The organism is Pseudomonas sp. RL_105y_Pfl2_101, assembly GCF_963970585.1.
Taxonomy (GTDB): Bacteria; Pseudomonadota; Gammaproteobacteria; order Pseudomonadales; family Pseudomonadaceae; genus Aquipseudomonas.
The window spans coordinates 145,395-162,775 of sequence record NZ_CAXAPG010000003.1; the positions used below are offsets into that span (position 1 = coordinate 145,395).

Below are 17,381 nucleotides of genomic sequence, written 5' to 3' on the forward strand. Positions count from 1 at the left end.
AAGCCTCATTGTTTCAGCTTCGCTTGCCGCTTGCGCCGAGCTTCCGGAGCCCAATCAAGCGCCCCCACTCGGTAAAGGTAGACAAGACCTGCCAACAGAATTGCTATGAAAACGAGAGCTTCGACGAATCCGGTCCAGCCGCTTTCGCGGACGGACACAGACCATGCAAAGAGAAAGAGGGCTTCGATATCGAAGATCACGAAGAGCATCGCGACCAGATAGAATTTGGCTGAGAGCCGCAAGCGGGCGCCACCGGTAGGTAGCATGCCGGACTCGAACGGTTCGTTTTTGCTGCGGCCCCAGGCTTTTGACCCGAGCAGGCTCGATACCCCGAGCATGAAGGCGCAGAGGCCGACAACGCCCAGAAGGAAAATGGCAAAGCCCCAGTTGTGGGCCATGAGTCCTGTCGCTTCGGGCATGCTGGAAATCCTTAACAGAGAGCAAAGGTCTCTGAGCTTGAAAAGAAATAACGCAGTGACGATATGTCGCAGCAATCAATCGCGGTGATTTTATGGCTAAACACCGGGCAAGTAAAATTCCTATAGCGAAATTATTTATTGGAATAAGGACATAGCGCGCCTCCATGGCCCTGCGGCCCCGGCCGGGCGGGCATTGACCGTTTATTCGTCAATAATATTTCGTGCAGGGCGTAACAACGAAACACCAGCCTAAATGATAATTATTATTGTTTGCCTGGCTTTTTCATCAATAACCCGGCACAGCGGCTGAGAACTCTTCTTACATGCTCGCTACTGCAACTGTCAGCGCCGGCCGTTTTACTCTTTTTCAGGCAGCCCAATACTGCGTTCGATCAATTTTTTTATCGGTTCGCAGATTTGTGTATGGGAATGCCTCGGTGGGGGCAAAGCGTGTTCGCGATGCCGGCGAGGGGATCTTTCCAGACGGACCGCGTTATCGTTCATCGCGGGCAAGCCTTGCTCCACTAGGTTGCTTTGAAGGGAAGTGTGTTGCCTCTCGAAGCATAGGCGAAAAAAAGCCCCGAACCAGTCGGGGCGTTAGATCATCGGCTTTGCGGTTAGCTTTTACTCGGTCCGCAAGGGCCGTTTACGGCGTGGGTCAGTGGAACTGTTCTTCTTCGGTGGAACCGGTCAGTGCGGTGACCGACGAAGTGCCACCCTGGATCACGGTGGTCATGTCGTCGAAGTAGCCGGTGCCCACTTCCTGCTGGTGAGCCACGAAGGTGTAGCCCTTGGCGGCGTCAGCGAACTCTTGCTCTTGCAGCTTCACGTAGGCGGTCATGTCGTTGCGGGCGTAGTCGTGCGCCAGGTTGAACATGCTGTGCCACATGTTGTGAATGCCGGCCAGGGTGATGAACTGGTGCTTGTAGCCCATGGCGGACAGTTCGCGCTGGAACTTGGCGATGGTCGCGTCGTCCAGGTTTTTCTTCCAGTTGAAGGAAGGCGAGCAGTTGTACGACAGCAGTTGGTCCGGGTATTCCTTCTTGATCGCTTCGGCGAAGCGACGAGCCTCGTCCAGGTCCGGCTTGGCGGTTTCGCACCAGATCAGGTCGGCGTATGGCGCGTAGGCCAAACCGCGGGCGATGGCCTGGTCGAGACCGGCGCGCACCTTGTAGAAGCCTTCCTGGGTGCGGGTGCCGGTCACGAACGGCTGGTCGTACGGGTCGCAGTCGGAGGTCAGCAGGTCAGCGGCGTTGGCGTCGGTACGGGCCAGGATGATGGTCGGTACACCGGCAACGTCGGCAGCCAGGCGGGCGGCGGTCAGCTTCTGTACGGCTTCCTGGGTTGGAACCAGTACCTTGCCGCCCATGTGGCCGCATTTCTTCACCGAAGCCAATTGGTCTTCGAAGTGAACGCCGGCGGCGCCTGCCTCGATCATGCTCTTCATCAGCTCGTAGGCGTTCAGAACACCACCGAAGCCGGCTTCAGCGTCAGCCACGATCGGCGCGAAGTAGTCGATGTAGCCTTCGTCGCCCGGGTTCTTGCCGGCTTTCCACTGGATCTGGTCGGCGCGACGGAACGAGTTGTTGATGCGTTTGACCACGGTTGGAACCGAATCCACCGGGTACAGCGACTGGTCAGGGTACATCGACTCGGCGGAGTTGTTGTCCGCGGCCACTTGCCAGCCCGACAGGTAGATCGCCTGGATGCCGGCTTTGACTTGCTGCACAGCCTGGCCGCCGGTCAGGGCACCCATGCAGTTGACGAAATCTTTCTCGGGACGGAAGGCTGGCTTGGCGCCCTGGGTGACCAGGTTCCAGAGCTTCTCGGCGCCCAGTTTCGCAAAGGTGTGCTCAGGTTGAACCGAGCCACGCAGACGGACGACGTCAGCAGCGGAATAATTGCGCTTCACGCCTTTCCAGCGCGGGTTTTCAGCCCAGTCTTTTTCAAGGGCTGCAATTTGCTGTTCGCGTGTCAGTGCCATGGAGATAAACCTCGTCGCATAGGTCTTGGTGGAAAATTCCTGCTCCTGCCGACCAGGGGTGGCGTACAAGTCGGTTCAGGCGGGGAGGCGACGGGATGAACGATGGGCTCGAGGGGAAAGTGAGCAGGTAGGGGCGAACTGCGGGCGCATTCGGGCGTCGTGGGCCTTCATACGAACTCAGAGTGATGCCGGGTTACCTAGTTACGCTTCCGTCCCTCGGGACAACTTCGTTCCAGTCGCAACCTCGTCAAACACACCTTGTGGGCGGTACAGACACGAATCGGCTCGCAGGGTAGTTGCAAGCGTCGACCCGAAGGCCCTTGCCAGGGCCCCTGATTAGCGGGAGCGAGGCCATCATGCCTTCGGTTTTTTGGCTCGTCAAACGTTTTGTAGTGCTTTTTTTGTGGCACTACATCTTTGGTCTAATACGACTCATCAGTCAGTTTTTGGTGCTTCAGTTCAGGGTATCGACCTTGACCCGCAGAATCATGTCGTCGCGGCCCTGGGTAGAATAGCTGCGGGTCAGGCCCTGCTTGTCGGCTTGAGTCTGGCGATTCACGCCGGCCAGGGTGATCCATTCCCCCAGGCGACCGCTGACCGTTGTGTCGGTACTCTGGACGTTCACTACATCGGGACGTTCCTGGCTCATGCGGTCACGGTTGGTACTGATACTGAGATGAACGGTCTCGCCGGTGACGCTCGCCGTGACATAAAAACCCTGGGTGACGTTGCGGTATTCGGTCTGGCTATGCAGGCGGCCGTAGCCATCGCTCTGGCTACTGGTGAAGGGCACGCTCTGGCCGACCTGGATCAGCGCCGGCTGGCCTTCGCTGGCTTGCACCTGCTGCACGCCGCCGTCACGGCTGGCGGTGCTGCGGTTGATGATGCGGGTCTGGCTCGGCGCGGCACCGTTAATCGAGTAGCCCTGGTCGCCCTGCAGGTTGTTTTCGTTGGTGTCGACTGTGATCAGCAGGCGCTTGGGCGCGGTGTCCAATTGGGCCAGCAATTGCCGGAGTTCTTCGATCTTGCCGGGTTCGGCGTTGACGATCAGTTGGTTGCCGTAGGCGCTGACTTGGCCGTCCTTGCCGATGAAGTTCTGTGCCACCGGCAGCAGGTCGGCGCTGGTGCGGTAGTTCAGCGGTACGATTTGCGTGTCGGCCATGGCTGACAGGTCGCTACCAAGCAGCAAGAGGGTCAGCAGGGTGCGTGCAAGCATGTCCATTTCTCCGTGAGACAAAGGCCTGATATTGCCAGTTTGTCGGCCCCGGGTGGTGCAAGTTGAATGCTAGACGGCAAAACGCCCCGACATCGGTGGATGGCGGGGCGTTTTGGGTAAGGCTTGAGGGCCTCATCGCGAGCAGGCTCGCCCCACATGGGGACAGGTGTACATGAGTCAGAGGTTCACCATCGGCCTCCTGTGGGAGTGAGCTTGCTCGCGATGGCCGCGCTGCGGTTTCAGGCCGAGCGCCGCACCATGTCCACATGAGGAATCCCGGCTTCCAGGAACTCCTCGCTGACCACCGCAAACCCCAGTCGCTCGTAGAACGGCGTGGCATGCACCTGGGCGCTGAGCATCTGTTGCTGGAGCCCACGTTTCTCGGCTTCGGCGATCACGGCGTGCATCAGCGCATCGCCCACCTTCAGACCGCGCCAGTCCTTGAGAACCGAGACACGGCCGATATGGCCGTCGGTCAACAGGCGGGCGGTGCCGATGGGAAAGTCGCCTTCAAATGCCAAAAAATGCACCGCATTCTGGTCATCGGCATCCCATTCCAGCTCAGGTGGAACGGACTGTTCGGCAATGAACACGGTCTCACGAATGCGCCGGATCTCGGCGTTATCCTTTTGCCAGTCTGCGACACGAGCGTGAATTTTATTCATCGGCGAACCCCAGGCTGCCTTGTTTGACCAGCTCGCAGACCAGGCCGCGACCGTCTTCGTCGGCCAACCACGGACCGAGGTTTTCGATGTGCAGGGCGTCGGCGGCACAGATCATTTTCAGCAGTTCACGCAGCTTGCCCGGCAGGTAACGGCTCTGGCCGCTGGCGAACAGCAGCAGGTCGTCATCGACTTCCGACCAGGCCAGGCGCGCGCTCGGGTTGCGAATGATTACCGCGCCTTGTTCCAGGCTGGCCAGCAGGTCGTCTTCTTCCAGGTCCGGACCCGCCACCAGTTCCGGGTAGCGCGGCTCGGTCATGAACTGGCCGAACCAGGTCAGCAGCAGGCGCTCATCGCTCATGTGCTCGGCCAGCAAGCCCTTGAGGCGGTCGAGGGCGTCCTGCTGGATCTGGTGCGGGTCGGCGACAGGGCGTGCGTCGGCGTCGGTGTAGCGTTCTTCGTCCGGCAGGAACTGGCTGAGGAAGTCGGTGAAGTGGGTCAGTACTTCTGCGGCGCTCGGCGCACGGAAGCCCACCGAGTAGGTCATGCAGTCGTCCACGGCCACACCGCAGTGCGCCAGGCGAGGCGGCAGGTAGAGCATGTCGCCCGGTTCCAGGGTCCACTCATCGGTGGCTTCGAATTCGGCGAGGATGCGCAGGTCGGCGTGCGGCAGCAGGGAGCTTTCGGAGTCGCACATCTGGCCGATTTTCCAGTTGCGCTGGCCGTGACCCTGCAGCAGGAACACGTCATAGTTGTCGAAATGCGGACCCACGCTGCCGCCGGGAGCGGCGAAACTGATCATCACATCGTCGATGCGCCAGCTCGGCAGGAAGCGGAAGTTCTCCAGCAGCTCGCTGACTTCCGGTACGAACTGATCGACCGCCTGTACCAGCAGGGTCCACTCGCGCTCTGGCAGCTTGCTGAATTCGTCTTCGGCGAACGGGCCGCGACGCAATTCCCAGGGGCGTTCGCCGTGCTCGATCACCAGGCGCGATTCGACTTCTTCTTCCAGGGCCAGGCCGGCCAGTTCATCGGCATCGATCGGGTTCTGGAAGTCAGGAATCGCCTGACGGATCAGCAGGGGTTTTTTCTGCCAGTAGTCGCGCAGAAACTCCCGCGCCGTGATGCCGCCCAGGAGTTGCAGAGGAATATCAGGATTCATGTGTAACCTATTGAAAAAATATACTTTTCAGACGCGAATAAAAACGCCCGGCGCGGCCGGGCGTCTCAAAGGTAAAGCCGTGGATCAGATGCGCTTGGCTTGTGCCGCCGCGTTGCCGATGTAGTTGGCCGGTGTCAGCTTCTTCAGCTCGGCGCGGGCCTCGGCAGGCATATCCAGGCCATCGATGAAAGTCTGCAACGCTTCAGGGCTGATGCCCTTGCCACGGGTCAGTTCTTTGAGCTTTTCATACGGGTTTTCGATGTTGTAGCGACGCATCACGGTCTGGATCGGCTCGGCCAGGACTTCCCAGCAGGCGTCCAGGTCGGCGGCGATCTTCTGCTCGTTCAGTTCCAGCTTGCTGATGCCCTTGAGGCTGGCTTCGTAGGCAATGACGCTATGGGCAAAACCCACGCCCAGGTTGCGCAGCACGGTGGAGTCGGTCAGGTCGCGCTGCCAGCGGGAGATCGGCAGCTTGCTCGCCAGGTGCTGGAACAGCGCGTTGGCGATGCCCAGGTTGCCTTCGGAGTTTTCGAAGTCGATTGGGTTGACCTTGTGCGGCATGGTCGAGGAACCGATTTCGCCGGCGATGGTGCGCTGCTTGAAGTAACCCAGGGAAATGTAGCCCCAGATGTCACGGTCGAAGTCGATCAGGATGGTGTTGAAGCGCGCGATCGCATCGAACAGCTCGGCGATGTAGTCATGCGGTTCGATCTGGGTGGTGTAGGGGTTGAAGCCCAGGCCTAGTTCGTCTTCGATGAAAGCGCGGGCGTTGGCTTCCCAGTCGATGTCCGGGTAGGCCGATAGGTGGGCGTTGTAGTTGCCCACGGCGCCGTTGATCTTGCCCAGCAGCGGCACGGCGGCCACCTGGGTGATCTGGCGTTCCAGGCGGTAGACCACGTTCGCCAGTTCCTTGCCCAGGGTGGTCGGCGAAGCCGGCTGACCGTGGGTGCGCGAGAGCATCGGTACGTCGGCGAAGCGGATCGCCAGCTCGCGGATGGCCTGGGCGGTCTGGCGCATCAGTGGCAGCATCACCTCATCACGGCCTTCGCGCAGCATCAGGGCGTGGGACAGGTTGTTGATGTCCTCGCTGGTGCAGGCGAAGTGGATGAACTCGCTGACATTGGCCAGTTCCGGCAGCTTGGCCGCCTGCTCCTTGAGCAGGTATTCGATGGCTTTGACATCGTGGTTGGTGGTGCGCTCGATCTCTTTGACGCGCTCGGCGTGCTCCAGCACAAAATTTTCTGCCAGGGTGTTCAGCACCGCGTTGGCTTCGGCGGAAAACGCCGGGACTTCGCTGATGGCAGGGTGGGCGGCCAGGCGCTGGAGCCAGCGCACTTCAACTAGGACGCGGGCACGGATCAGGCCGTACTCGCTGAAAATCGGGCGCAGGGCCTGGGTTTTGCCGGCGTAGCGGCCGTCAACAGGGGAAACCGCAGTGAGCGAAGAGAGCTGCATGGGGTGTTCTCGGACAGTCGGGCAACGAAATGGGGCGCGTATCATACATGAAAACAATCGCCGGTCCGTCGCCAACTGACCGGCGTATTACGCGTAACGAAATAAAACTCTTGATGCCTATGGCGAGGGCGCTTGCTCCTGCTGGGTCTGTAGGAGCTGTCGAGTGCAACGAGGCTGCGATCTTTCCCTTGGCGCTTGAATCCCAAGCGAAAGATCAAAAGATCGCAGCCTTCGGCAGCTCCTACAAGTCCAATGGGAGCAAGCTCGCCACAAAAAACGGGTTGAGGCGACTTATTCGTTGCGCATCAACGGGTAAAGCTCTTTAAGCAATTTGCGCCGGCTGATCACCAGTTGCCAGCGATGACCGCCCAACTGCCGCCACAGCCGTGCCGAGCGAATCCCGGCCAGCAACAGCGCGCGGATCTTCGAGGCATTGCTTGGCTGTTGCAGGTTGCGCATGTCGCCATGCACCTGGATGCGCTGGCGCAAGGTGCTCAGGGTGTCCTGGTACAGCGAGCCGCAGGCTGCGACGACGTTTTCGTGGGAAGGGCCGAAGTGCTCGACCTGGGACTGGATCTGCGGCAAGCGTTTGCCGATGGTCTCCAGCAGGTCGTCGCGTTTGGCCAGCTGACGCTCAAGGCCCAGCATCGACAGGGCATAGCGCAGCGGTTCGCGTTGCAGGGTACTGGGATCGCGCTCCAGGGCGCCGATCAGCGCACGATAGCCTTCGCGCAGGTTCAGGTCGTCACCGCCGTAGACTTCCAGGGTGTCCTTGGGGTCGCGAACCAGCAGGCTGCCGAGCATGCAGGCCACGCCCGTTTCGGTGGCCTGGCCGGTCTTGGCGATCCTGTCCACTAGCACGGCGGCGAGAAACACACCGCCCAATGCTGTCAGTTGTTCCTGGGTGGGGGTCATGCCTTGCTGCTCCAGGGCTCTGCGACTTCGATCACGCCGCCGCCCAGGCAGATTTCGCCGTCATAGAACACCACTGACTGGCCGGGCGTGACTGCCCGCTGCGGGTCATCGAAGATGGCACGGTAGCCTGTGGCAGTTTTTTCCAAGGTGCAGGGTTGGTCGCTCTGGCGGTAGCGAACCTTGGCCGTCAGCCGGCGTGGTTCGCTGAGGTCGATCGGGTTGACCCAATAGATATCGGAGGCGAGCAGGGCGCGGGAAAACAACCAGGGATGGTCGTTGCCCTGGCCGACGATCAGCTCGTTGTGCTCCAGGTCCTTGACCAGTACGTACCACGGCTCTTCGCCGGCGTCTTTGAGCCCGCCGATGCCCAGGCCCTGGCGCTGGCCGATGGTGTGGTACATCAGGCCATGGTGGCGGCCGATGACGTCGCCTTCGGTCGTCTTGATCTCACCCGGCTGGGCCGGCAGGTATTGCTTGAGGAAATCGCTGAAACGGCGCTCGCCAATGAAGCAGATCCCGGTGGAATCCTTTTTCTTGGCGGTGGCGAGCTGGTGTTTTTCAGCAATGGCGCGCACTTCAGGCTTTTCCAGTTCGCCTACCGGGAACAGGGTCTTGGCGATCTGCTCGCCGCCCACGGCATGCAGGAAATAGCTTTGGTCCTTGTTCGGGTCCAGGCCCTTGAGCAGTTCGGTGCGGCCGTCGATGTCGCGGCGGCGCACGTAGTGGCCAGTGGCGATCAGGTCGGCGCCGAGCATCATGGCGTAGTCGAGGAACGCCTTGAACTTGATTTCGCGGTTGCAGAGGATGTCCGGGTTCGGCGTGCGGCCGGCCTTGTATTCGGCCAGGAAGTGCTCGAAGACGTTATCCCAGTATTCGGCGGCGAAGTTGGCGGTGTGCAGCTTGATGCCGATCTTGTCGCACACGGCCTGGGCGTCCGCCAGGTCATCCATGGCGGTGCAGTATTCGGTTCCGTCGTCTTCTTCCCAGTTCTTCATGAACAGGCCTTCCACCTCATAACCCTGCTCGATCAGCAGAAGGGCGGAAACGGAAGAGTCCACGCCGCCGGACATGCCGACTATGACGCGCTGCTTGGATGTGTCAGAAGGAGCTGGATCACGCATAGGAATTCAATGAGTGTCTTGAAAAAGGACGCGATTCTATCAGGCCCGGGCGCGCAAGGCTAAAGAGAAGGACGGATCAGCGTCAGACTGTGGCGGTGGCCGGCCAGATAATCGTCGATGCAGTGGATGATCAGCTCGCTGCGCCAGTGTTCGCGCTGCTCGAGCAGTTCGTCGCGGGTCAGCCATTTGGCGCCGAGGATGCCGTCGTCCAGTTGATACCCGGGGTGGTGTTTCAGGGCCTTGGCGGCGAAGCAGACTCGCTGGTAGGTCACGCCGTTGCTCGGGGCGGTGTAGAGGTAGATGCCGGTGACGCTGGTGGGCTCGACGTCCCAGCCGGTTTCTTCGAGGGTTTCGCGTACGGCGGCTTCGATGAGGGTTTCGTTGGGGTCCAGGTGGCCGGCGGGCTGGTTGAGTACTGCGCGCCCGGCCTTGGATTCTTCCACCATCAGGAAGCGGCCGTTGTCTTCGACGATGGTGGCGACGGTGATGTGGGGGTGCCAGTTCATAAGGCTCCTTTATTTCTCAGATTGGAATGTGGGGCTTGCAGTTGGCCGGGTGGCATTTGCACTCATGAAAAACCAGAGCGATTATCAGCCGAATTTAAGGCTGCAGGGTTCCCCTGCAGCATAGAATCTCCCACAGGGGTGGGTTCTGGTTGATGAATGGTGTAAATGCCAGAAACACAAACCCCGGCACAAGGCCGGGGTTTGTGGTGCTTCCTTACAACCTTATACCAGCGCAGCAATCGCCGCGTTGAAGGTGTTGCTCGGGCGCATGGCCTTGCTGGTCAGCTCCGGGTTGGCGAAGTAGTAACCGCCGATGTCCATGGGCTTGCCTTGCACGGCATTGAGTTCGGCAACGATTTTTTCTTCGTTGTCGGTCAATGTCTTGGCCAGGGTAGCGAACTGGGCCTTGAGGGCTGCGTCGTCGTCTTGAGCGGCCAGTGCCTGGGCCCAGAACAGGGTCAGGTAGAAGTGGCTGCCGCGGTTGTCGATGCCGCCGACCTTGCGCGAAGGCGACTTGTTGCGGTCCAGGAACTCACCGGTAGCCTGGTCCAGGGTCTTGGCCAGCACCAGGGCTTTCGGGTTGTTGTAGGTCACGCCCAGGTGCTCGAGGGACGCGGCCAGGGCCAGGAACTCGCCCAGGGAATCCCAGCGCAGGAAGTTTTCTTCCAGCAGTTGCTGCACGTGCTTGGGTGCCGAGCCGCCGGCGCCGGTTTCGAACAGGCCGCCGCCGTTCATCAGCGGCACGATCGACAGCATCTTGGCGCTGGTGCCCAGCTCCATGATCGGGAACAGGTCGGTCAGGTAGTCGCGCAGTACGTTGCCGGTCACCGAGATGGTGTCCTTACCTTCGCGGGTGCGGGCCAGGGTGAACTTCATCGCGTCGACCGGCGACATGATGCGGATGTCCAGGCCAGCAGTGTCGTAGTCCTTCAGGTAGCTCTGGACTTTCTCGATCACGACGCCGTCATGGGCGCGCATCGGGTCCAGCCAGAAGATCGCTGGGGTGCTGCTGGCGCGGGCACGGTTGACGGCCAGTTTGACCCAGTCCTGGATCGGCGCGTCTTTGGTCTGGCACATGCGGAAGATGTCGCCGGCTTCGACGCTCTGCTCCAGCAGGGTGTGACCGTTGTTGTCCGAAACACGGACCACGCCGTCGGCCTTGATCTGGAAGGTCTTGTCGTGGGAGCCATACTCTTCGGCTTTCTTGGCCATCAGGCCAACGTTTGGCACGCTGCCCATGGTGGTTGGGTCGAAGGCGCCGTGTTGCTTGCAGTCTTCGATCACCGCCTGGTAGATGGTGGCGTAGCAGCGATCCGGGATCACGGCCTTGGTGTCGTGCAGCTGGCCGTCGGTGCCCCACATCTTACCGGAGTCACGGATCATGGCTGGCATCGAAGCGTCGACGATGACGTCGCTCGGCACGTGCAGGTTGGTGATGCCTTTGTCGGAGTTGACCATCGCCAGGGATGGGCGCGCCGCGTAGACCGCCTGGATGTCGGCTTCGATCTGCGCCTGCTGCTCGGCCGGCAGCGCTTTGATGCGGGCGTACAGGTCGCCGATGCCGTTGTTCAGGTTGAAGCCGATCTGTTCCAGCACTTGTGCGTGCTTGGCCAGGGCGTCTTTATAGAACTCGGCAACGATCTGGCCGAACATGATCGGGTCGGAGACCTTCATCATGGTGGCCTTGAGGTGAACCGACAGCAGGACGCCTTTTTGCTTGGCATCTTCGATTTCAGCGGCGATGAAGTCACGCAGGGCGTTTTTGCTCATCACGGCGCAGTCGAGGATCTCACCGGCTTGTACGGTGGTTTTTTCCTTCAGGACAGTGGCAGTGCCGTCCTGGGCGATCAGCTCGATTTTTACGCTGCCGGCGGCGTCGATCAGGGCGGCTTTTTCGCTGCCGTAGAAATCGCCGGTGCTCATGTGGGCCACGTGGGACTTGGAGTCGACTGCCCAAGCGCCCATTTTGTGCGGGTGCTTGCGGGCGTAGTTCTTGACCGACAGCGGCGCGCGACGGTCGGAGTTGCCTTCGCGCAGGACCGGGTTCACGGCGCTGCCCTTGATTTTGTCGTAGCGCGCGCGAGCGTCTTTCTCGGCGTCGCTGGTCACGGTTTCCGGGTAGTCCGGCAGTGCGTAGCCCTGGGCCTGCAATTCCTTGATCGCGGCCTGCAGTTGCGGCACCGAGGCGCTGATGTTCGGCAGCTTGATGATGTTGGCTTCAGGCGTAACGGCCAGGTCGCCCAGTTCGGCGAGGTGGTCGGCTACGGCTTTGTCACCCAGTTGCTCGGGGAAGCTGGCCAGGATGCGCCCTGCGAGGGAGATATCGCGGGTTTCCACGGCGATATCGGCCGAAGCGGTAAAGGCTTCGACGATCGGCAGAAGCGAATAGGTGGCGAGGGCGGGCGCTTCGTCGGTGAAGGTATAGATGATCTTCGAGCGGGTGGGCATATTCGGATTAACTCTCTTCTTTGCTAAAGCATGCGCAGAAACTCGAGGGGCGCCGGGTAAGCGCGTTCGTTCAAAGTCATCCGTGAACCGAATGTCGAGGTTTCTTCGCGGTGATGTTGGGTGCATCAGTCGAGCGTCAAGCGGTTGGGCCGCGGTAACGGTCCGGCTTCTAAACTGACGGAAAGTCCTGTGATAGAGCACTCAGCCAGCGTGACCCTGTGGTCAGCGGCGGCATTATACATAGGTAGCTGGCAATCTGCCGATGGTTCATAGACTTCCGTACACGTCCATTGGTCTAAACGTCGCAGTACCTAAGGGGGCGGCTATGCTCAAGTTTGGCGCTTTTCCCTTGGTTTTCAGGGTTGTACACCGCGAACTGCAACGCTTTACCCCGGATGAGCCTAACGTAGGGTTTGCGCGCCGATTCAAGTGGGGTACGCTCGAACGCAGCCAGATGTTCAATCCAAGCAATGGAGTTCAGCATGGGGTATCAAAAGATTCAGGTTCCAGCCGTCGGTGACAAAATCACCGTCAATGCAGACCATTCTCTTAATGTTCCCGACAACCCGATCATCCCCTTCATCGAAGGCGACGGCATTGGCGTCGATATCAGTCCGGTCATGATCAAGGTTGTGGACGCTGCGGTTCAGAAGGCCTATGGCGGCAAGCGCAAGATTTCCTGGATGGAAGTCTACGCCGGTGAAAAAGCGACTCAGGTCTATGACCAGGACACCTGGCTACCCCAGGAAACCCTGGATGCGGTCAAGGATTACGTCGTTTCCATCAAGGGGCCGCTGACCACGCCGGTGGGCGGTGGTATCCGTTCGTTGAACGTGGCGCTGCGCCAGCAGCTCGACCTGTACGTGTGCCTGCGTCCAGTGCGCTGGTTCGAAGGCGTGCCAAGCCCGGTCAAGAAGCCTGGCGACGTGGACATGACGATTTTCCGCGAGAACTCCGAGGACATCTACGCTGGCATCGAGTGGAAGGCCGGTTCGGCTGAAGCCACCAAGGTCATCAAGTTCCTGAAAGAAGAAATGGGCGTGACCAAGATCCGTTTCGACGAGGACTGCGGCATCGGCGTCAAGCCGGTTTCCAAGCAGGGCACCCAGCGCCTGGCTCGCAAGGCCTTGCAATATGTTGTCGACAACGACCGCGATTCGCTGACCATTGTGCATAAAGGCAACATCATGAAGTTCACCGAAGGTGCCTTCAAGGAATGGGCTTACGAAGTGGCGGCCGAGGAGTTCGGCGCGACCCTGCTCGACGGTGGGCCGTGGATGCAGTTCAAGAACCCGAAGACCGGCAAGAACGTCGTCGTCAAGGACGCCATCGCGGATGCCATGTTGCAGCAGATCCTGCTGCGTCCTGCTGAATATGACGTGATCGCCACCCTGAACCTGAACGGTGACTACCTGTCCGACGCCCTGGCGGCGGAAGTGGGTGGTATCGGTATTGCGCCAGGCGCCAACCTGTCCGACACCGTGGCGATGTTCGAAGCCACCCACGGTACCGCGCCCAAGTATGCCGGCAAGGACCAGGTCAACCCGGGCTCGCTGATCCTGTCGGCGGAAATGATGCTGCGTCACATGGGGTGGACCGAAGCGGCCGACCTGATCATCAAGGGCACCAATGGCGCAATTTCGGCCAAGACCGTGACCTATGACTTCGAACGCCTGATGGAGGGTGCCAAGCTGGTGTCGTCCTCAGGCTTCGGTGACGCTCTGATCTCGCATATGTAAGCGAATCGGCGCTCAGCGCGAATGCCCGGCTCGAGTGATCGAGCCGGGCATTTTCATTTGACCGGTGCGACGGCCGGTCAATGGGTCTCGGTGACCCTGACCTGGACAGGGATGGGCGTTTCTTCGACGGTGACAACCCTGATGTTGACCGCGTGCAGACCCTTGGGTCCCTGGATGACGTCGAACGTTACCGGCTGTCCGGCCTTCAGGGTTTTATAGCCTTCCATGTTGATGGCCGAGTAATGGGCGAAAAGGTCTTCATCATCCCTGCCGGCCGCAATAATGAAGCCGTAGCCCTTGGCATTGTTGAACCACTTTACCTTGCCATTCATCTTCACAACCGACATAACCCATTTCCCTCTGCAACGCACTCCATCACTGGAGTATCATCCAGTCCATCCGCAGGCTAATCTTGAAGCATAAGATAGATTCCACGGACCTTTTTAACCCGCGATGGGCTCTATTGGTTGTAACACCGTTTTACCGATAGTCAAGGTGACCGGGTGGTCGTGGTTGAAATCGCCCACAAACGCCCCCATCACTGTATTCGCCAACTAAACGAACCTTTCTTTCCATGCATGCAGTCAGCCAGATTCGACTAACATTCAATCAGGATCGCCCGGATTTACACGACGACGATTCCTCGGGCATTGCTGTTCAGGAAGCAAAGCCCGCATTACAGGCACCGCCGATGTACAAGGTGGTTTTGTTCAACGATGACTACACACCGATGGATTTCGTCGTCGAAGTGCTCGAGGTGTTTTTTAACCTGAATCGCGAGCTGGCGACCAAGGTCATGCTGGCCGTCCATACAGAGGGGCGGGCAGTATGTGGAGTGTTTACCCGCGACATCGCCGAGACGAAGGCCATGCAGGTCAACCAGTACGCCCGGGAAAGCCAGCATCCGCTACTCTGTGAAATCGAGAAGGACGGTTAACGCCGACCACTTGGGTATGAGGTGAAGCTATGTTAAACCGCGAGCTCGAAGTCACCCTCAATCTTGCCTTCAAGGAGGCTCGTTCGAAGCGTCATGAATTCATGACCGTCGAACACCTGCTGCTGGCCCTATTGGATAACGAGGCTGCCGCCACCGTTTTGCGTGCCTGCGGCGCGAACCTCGATAAACTCAAGCACGATCTGCAGGAGTTCATCGACTCCACCACGCCACTGATCCCCGTTCATGACGAGGATCGCGAAACCCAGCCAACCCTGGGCTTCCAGCGTGTCTTGCAGCGTGCTGTCTTCCATGTGCAGAGCTCGGGCAAGCGTGAAGTCACCGGTGCCAACGTGCTGGTTGCCATTTTCAGCGAGCAGGAAAGCCAGGCGGTGTTCCTGCTCAAGCAGCAGAGCGTTGCGCGTATCGATGTCGTCAACTACATCGCCCATGGCATCTCGAAGGTACCAGGGCATGGCGATCATTCCGAGGGTGAGCAGGATATGCAGGACGACGAGGGCGGTGAGTCTTCTTCTTCAGGCAACCCATTGGATGCTTATGCCAGCAACCTGAACGAGCTGGCGCGTCAGGGACGTATCGACCCGCTGGTCGGGCGCGAAGCGGAAGTCGAGCGTGTTGCCCAGATCCTGGCTCGGCGTCGCAAGAACAACCCATTGCTGGTGGGCGAGGCGGGCGTAGGCAAGACCGCAATCGCCGAAGGTCTGGCCAAGCGCATCGTCGACAACCAAGTGCCAGACCTGCTGGCCAACAGCGTGGTGTATTCCCTCGACCTGGGGGCCTTGCTGGCCGGTACCAAGTACCGCGGTGATTTCGAGAAACGCTTCAAGGCGTTGCTCGGCGAGTTGAAAAAACGTCCGCAAGCGATTCTGTTTATCGACGAAATCCACACCATTATTGGTGCCGGGGCGGCGTCGGGTGGCGTCATGGATGCGTCGAACCTGCTCAAGCCCTTGCTGTCATCGGGTGATATCCGGTGCATCGGCTCGACCACGTTCCAGGAATTTCGCGGGATCTTCGAGAAGGACCGTGCCCTGGCCCGGCGCTTCCAGAAGGTCGATGTGTCGGAACCTTCGGTGGAAGACACCATTGGCATCCTGCGCGGCCTGAAGGGGCGTTTCGAGTTGCACCACAACATCGAGTACAGCGATGAAGCCCTGCGCGCGGCGGCTGAGCTGGCCTCGCGCTACATCAACGATCGGCATATGCCGGACAAGGCCATCGACGTCATCGACGAAGCGGGTGCCTACCAGCGCCTGCAACCGGTGGAGAAACGCGTCAAGCGCATCGAAGTGCCTCAGGTTGAGGACATCGTGGCGAAAATCGCGCGTATTCCGCCTAAACACGTCACCAGTTCCGATAAGGAGTTGCTGCGTAACCTGGAGCGTGACCTGAAGCTGACGGTGTTCGGCCAGGATGCGGCCATCGACTCGCTGTCGACCGCCATCAAGCTGTCCCGCGCCGGTCTCAAGTCGCCGGATAAACCAGTGGGTTCGTTCCTGTTTGCCGGTCCGACCGGTGTCGGCAAGACCGAGGCAGCACGGCAACTGGCCAAGGCAATGGGTATCGAGCTGGTTCGCTTCGACATGTCCGAGTACATGGAGCGCCACACCGTATCGCGTCTGATCGGTGCGCCTCCAGGCTATGTCGGTTTCGACCAGGGCGGCCTGTTGACCGAAGCCATCACCAAGCAGCCACACTGCGTATTGTTGCTCGACGAAATCGAGAAGGCGCATCCGGAAGTCTTCAACTTGCTCCTGCAGGTCATGGACCACGGTACGCTCACCGATAACAACGGGCGCAAGGCGGACTTCCGCAACGTGATCGTCATCATGACCACGAATGCTGGTGCCGAAACCGCAGCTCGCGCTTCGATCGGTTTCACCCATCAGGACCACTCGTCCGATGCGATGGAAGTGATCAAAAAGAGCTTTACGCCTGAATTCCGCAACCGCCTGGACACCATTATCCAGTTTGGTCGCCTCAGCCATGAGGTTATCAAGAGCGTGGTGGACAAGTTCCTTACCGAACTTCAAGCGCAGCTCGAAGACAAGCGTGTATTGCTGGAAGTCACCGATGCGGCCCGCAGTTGGCTGGCAGAAGGTGGTTACGATGTGACGATGGGCGCGCGGCCGATGGCTCGCTTGATCCAGGACAAAATCAAGCGTCCACTGGCCGAGGAGATCCTCTTTGGCGAACTGGCCGAACATGGCGGTGTGGTGCACATCGACATCAAGGACGGCGAGCTGACCTTCGACTTCGAAACCACAGCCGAAATGGCCTGATCGATAGCTGCAACAAAGCAAAAGGCGCCGCAAGGCGCCTTTTTGCTGGCTTCAGAAAACGCCGACCTCCTGTGGGAGCGGGCTTGCTCGCGAATGCGGTGGCACATTCAGCATGTGAGCAAGCTGACCCGTCGTCTTCGCGAGCAAGCCCGCTCCCACAGTTTGTCTTGGGCAGGGCACAAGATTGAGTTTCCCCGCCAATTCCCACAAACAAAAACGCCCGGCATCAGCCGGGCGTTTTGTATTGACTTGTTAGCGAGCGCGGTAAGTGATGCGCCCTTTGCTCAAGTCATAGGGCGTCAGCTCGACGCGCACTTTGTCACCGGTAAGAATACGAATGTAATTCTTGCGCATCTTGCCGGAGATATGCGCGGTTACGACGTGCCCATTTTCCAACTCCACACGAAACATGGTGTTGGGCAGGGTGTCGACGACAGTGCCTTCCATTTCGAAGCTGTCTTCTTTCGACATGCAGTAAAGCCCTCGGTATCCAGTGAATGGCCCGGTGCAACTGCGC

The 17,381-nt window shown here is 59.6% G+C and carries 15 protein-coding genes; 3 read left to right on the plus strand and 12 right to left on the minus strand.

Annotated features, from left to right (window positions below; all coding sequences use genetic code 11):
* Positions 1 to 5: 5 nt before the first annotated feature.
* The 10 genes from AACY31_RS05545 to AACY31_RS05590 form a co-directional block, all read right to left on the minus strand.
* A complete protein-coding gene (locus AACY31_RS05545) occupies positions 6 to 419 on the minus strand; it encodes an NADH-quinone oxidoreductase subunit A (protein WP_030141323.1) in 414 nt (137 codons plus the stop codon).
* Between the two features lie 658 nt (positions 420 to 1,077).
* The gene (aceA, locus tag AACY31_RS05550) at positions 1,078 to 2,403 is read right to left on the minus strand and encodes an isocitrate lyase (protein ID WP_053123202.1); all 1,326 of its coding nucleotides are present in this window, start codon (positions 2,401 to 2,403) and stop codon (positions 1,078 to 1,080) included.
* Between the two features lie 454 nt (positions 2,404 to 2,857).
* Complete coding sequence (locus AACY31_RS05555; RefSeq protein WP_339504077.1) at positions 2,858 to 3,619, minus strand: secretin N-terminal domain-containing protein; 762 nt, start codon at positions 3,617 to 3,619, stop codon at positions 2,858 to 2,860.
* Between the two features lie 239 nt (positions 3,620 to 3,858).
* The gene (locus tag AACY31_RS05560; protein WP_339481779.1) at positions 3,859 to 4,284 is read right to left on the minus strand and encodes a GNAT family N-acetyltransferase; all 426 of its coding nucleotides are present in this window, start codon (positions 4,282 to 4,284) and stop codon (positions 3,859 to 3,861) included.
* Positions 4,277 to 5,443 (minus strand): ribosomal protein uL16 3-hydroxylase, encoded by a 1,167-nt coding sequence (locus AACY31_RS05565; protein ID WP_339504079.1) that lies wholly within the window; start codon positions 5,441 to 5,443, stop codon positions 4,277 to 4,279. The genes AACY31_RS05560 and AACY31_RS05565 overlap by 8 nt, the downstream gene beginning before the upstream one ends.
* Positions 5,444 to 5,527: 84 nt before the next feature.
* Positions 5,528 to 6,898, minus strand: coding sequence for an adenylosuccinate lyase (purB, locus tag AACY31_RS05570; protein WP_339481777.1), 1,371 nt, complete (start codon positions 6,896 to 6,898; stop codon positions 5,528 to 5,530).
* A gap of 291 nt (positions 6,899 to 7,189) precedes the next feature.
* The gene (gene hflD, locus AACY31_RS05575) at positions 7,190 to 7,813 is read right to left on the minus strand and encodes a high frequency lysogenization protein HflD (protein ID WP_339481776.1); all 624 of its coding nucleotides are present in this window, start codon (positions 7,811 to 7,813) and stop codon (positions 7,190 to 7,192) included.
* Positions 7,810 to 8,934, minus strand: a complete 1,125-nt coding sequence (mnmA, locus tag AACY31_RS05580; RefSeq protein ID WP_339504081.1) for a tRNA 2-thiouridine(34) synthase MnmA — start codon at positions 8,932 to 8,934, stop codon at positions 7,810 to 7,812. Before mnmA ends, hflD begins: the two co-directional genes overlap by 4 nt.
* Positions 8,935 to 8,993: 59 nt before the next feature.
* The gene (locus AACY31_RS05585; RefSeq protein ID WP_339481774.1) at positions 8,994 to 9,440 is read right to left on the minus strand and encodes an NUDIX hydrolase; all 447 of its coding nucleotides are present in this window, start codon (positions 9,438 to 9,440) and stop codon (positions 8,994 to 8,996) included.
* A gap of 222 nt (positions 9,441 to 9,662) precedes the next feature.
* Positions 9,663 to 11,888, minus strand: coding sequence for an NADP-dependent isocitrate dehydrogenase (locus AACY31_RS05590; RefSeq protein WP_339481772.1), 2,226 nt, complete (start codon positions 11,886 to 11,888; stop codon positions 9,663 to 9,665).
* 482 nt (positions 11,889 to 12,370) lie between these two features.
* Here AACY31_RS05590 and icd point away from each other — a divergent pair, with 482 nt between their 5' ends.
* On the plus strand, positions 12,371 to 13,627 hold the full coding sequence (gene icd / locus AACY31_RS05595) for an NADP-dependent isocitrate dehydrogenase (protein ID WP_018609234.1): 1,257 nt from the start codon (positions 12,371 to 12,373) through the stop codon (positions 13,625 to 13,627).
* A gap of 77 nt (positions 13,628 to 13,704) precedes the next feature.
* Here icd and AACY31_RS05600 read toward each other — a convergent pair whose 3' ends face one another.
* Positions 13,705 to 13,974: a cold shock domain-containing protein gene (locus AACY31_RS05600; protein ID WP_445261523.1), complete on the minus strand. Its 270-nt coding sequence runs from the start codon at positions 13,972 to 13,974 to the stop codon at positions 13,705 to 13,707.
* A 227-nt stretch (positions 13,975 to 14,201) separates the two neighbouring features.
* Between AACY31_RS05600 and clpS the strand changes: the two genes are divergently transcribed.
* Positions 14,202 to 14,564: an ATP-dependent Clp protease adapter ClpS gene (gene clpS, locus AACY31_RS05605; RefSeq protein ID WP_339481771.1), complete on the plus strand. Its 363-nt coding sequence runs from the start codon at positions 14,202 to 14,204 to the stop codon at positions 14,562 to 14,564.
* Between the two features lie 29 nt (positions 14,565 to 14,593).
* Positions 14,594 to 16,864 (plus strand): ATP-dependent Clp protease ATP-binding subunit ClpA, encoded by a 2,271-nt coding sequence (gene clpA, locus AACY31_RS05610; protein ID WP_024616766.1) that lies wholly within the window; start codon positions 14,594 to 14,596, stop codon positions 16,862 to 16,864.
* Positions 16,865 to 17,116: 252 nt separating this feature from the next.
* Here clpA and infA read toward each other — a convergent pair whose 3' ends face one another.
* On the minus strand, positions 17,117 to 17,335 hold the full coding sequence (infA, locus tag AACY31_RS05615; RefSeq protein ID WP_002553999.1) for a translation initiation factor IF-1: 219 nt from the start codon (positions 17,333 to 17,335) through the stop codon (positions 17,117 to 17,119).
* Positions 17,336 to 17,381: the final 46 nt, after the last annotated feature.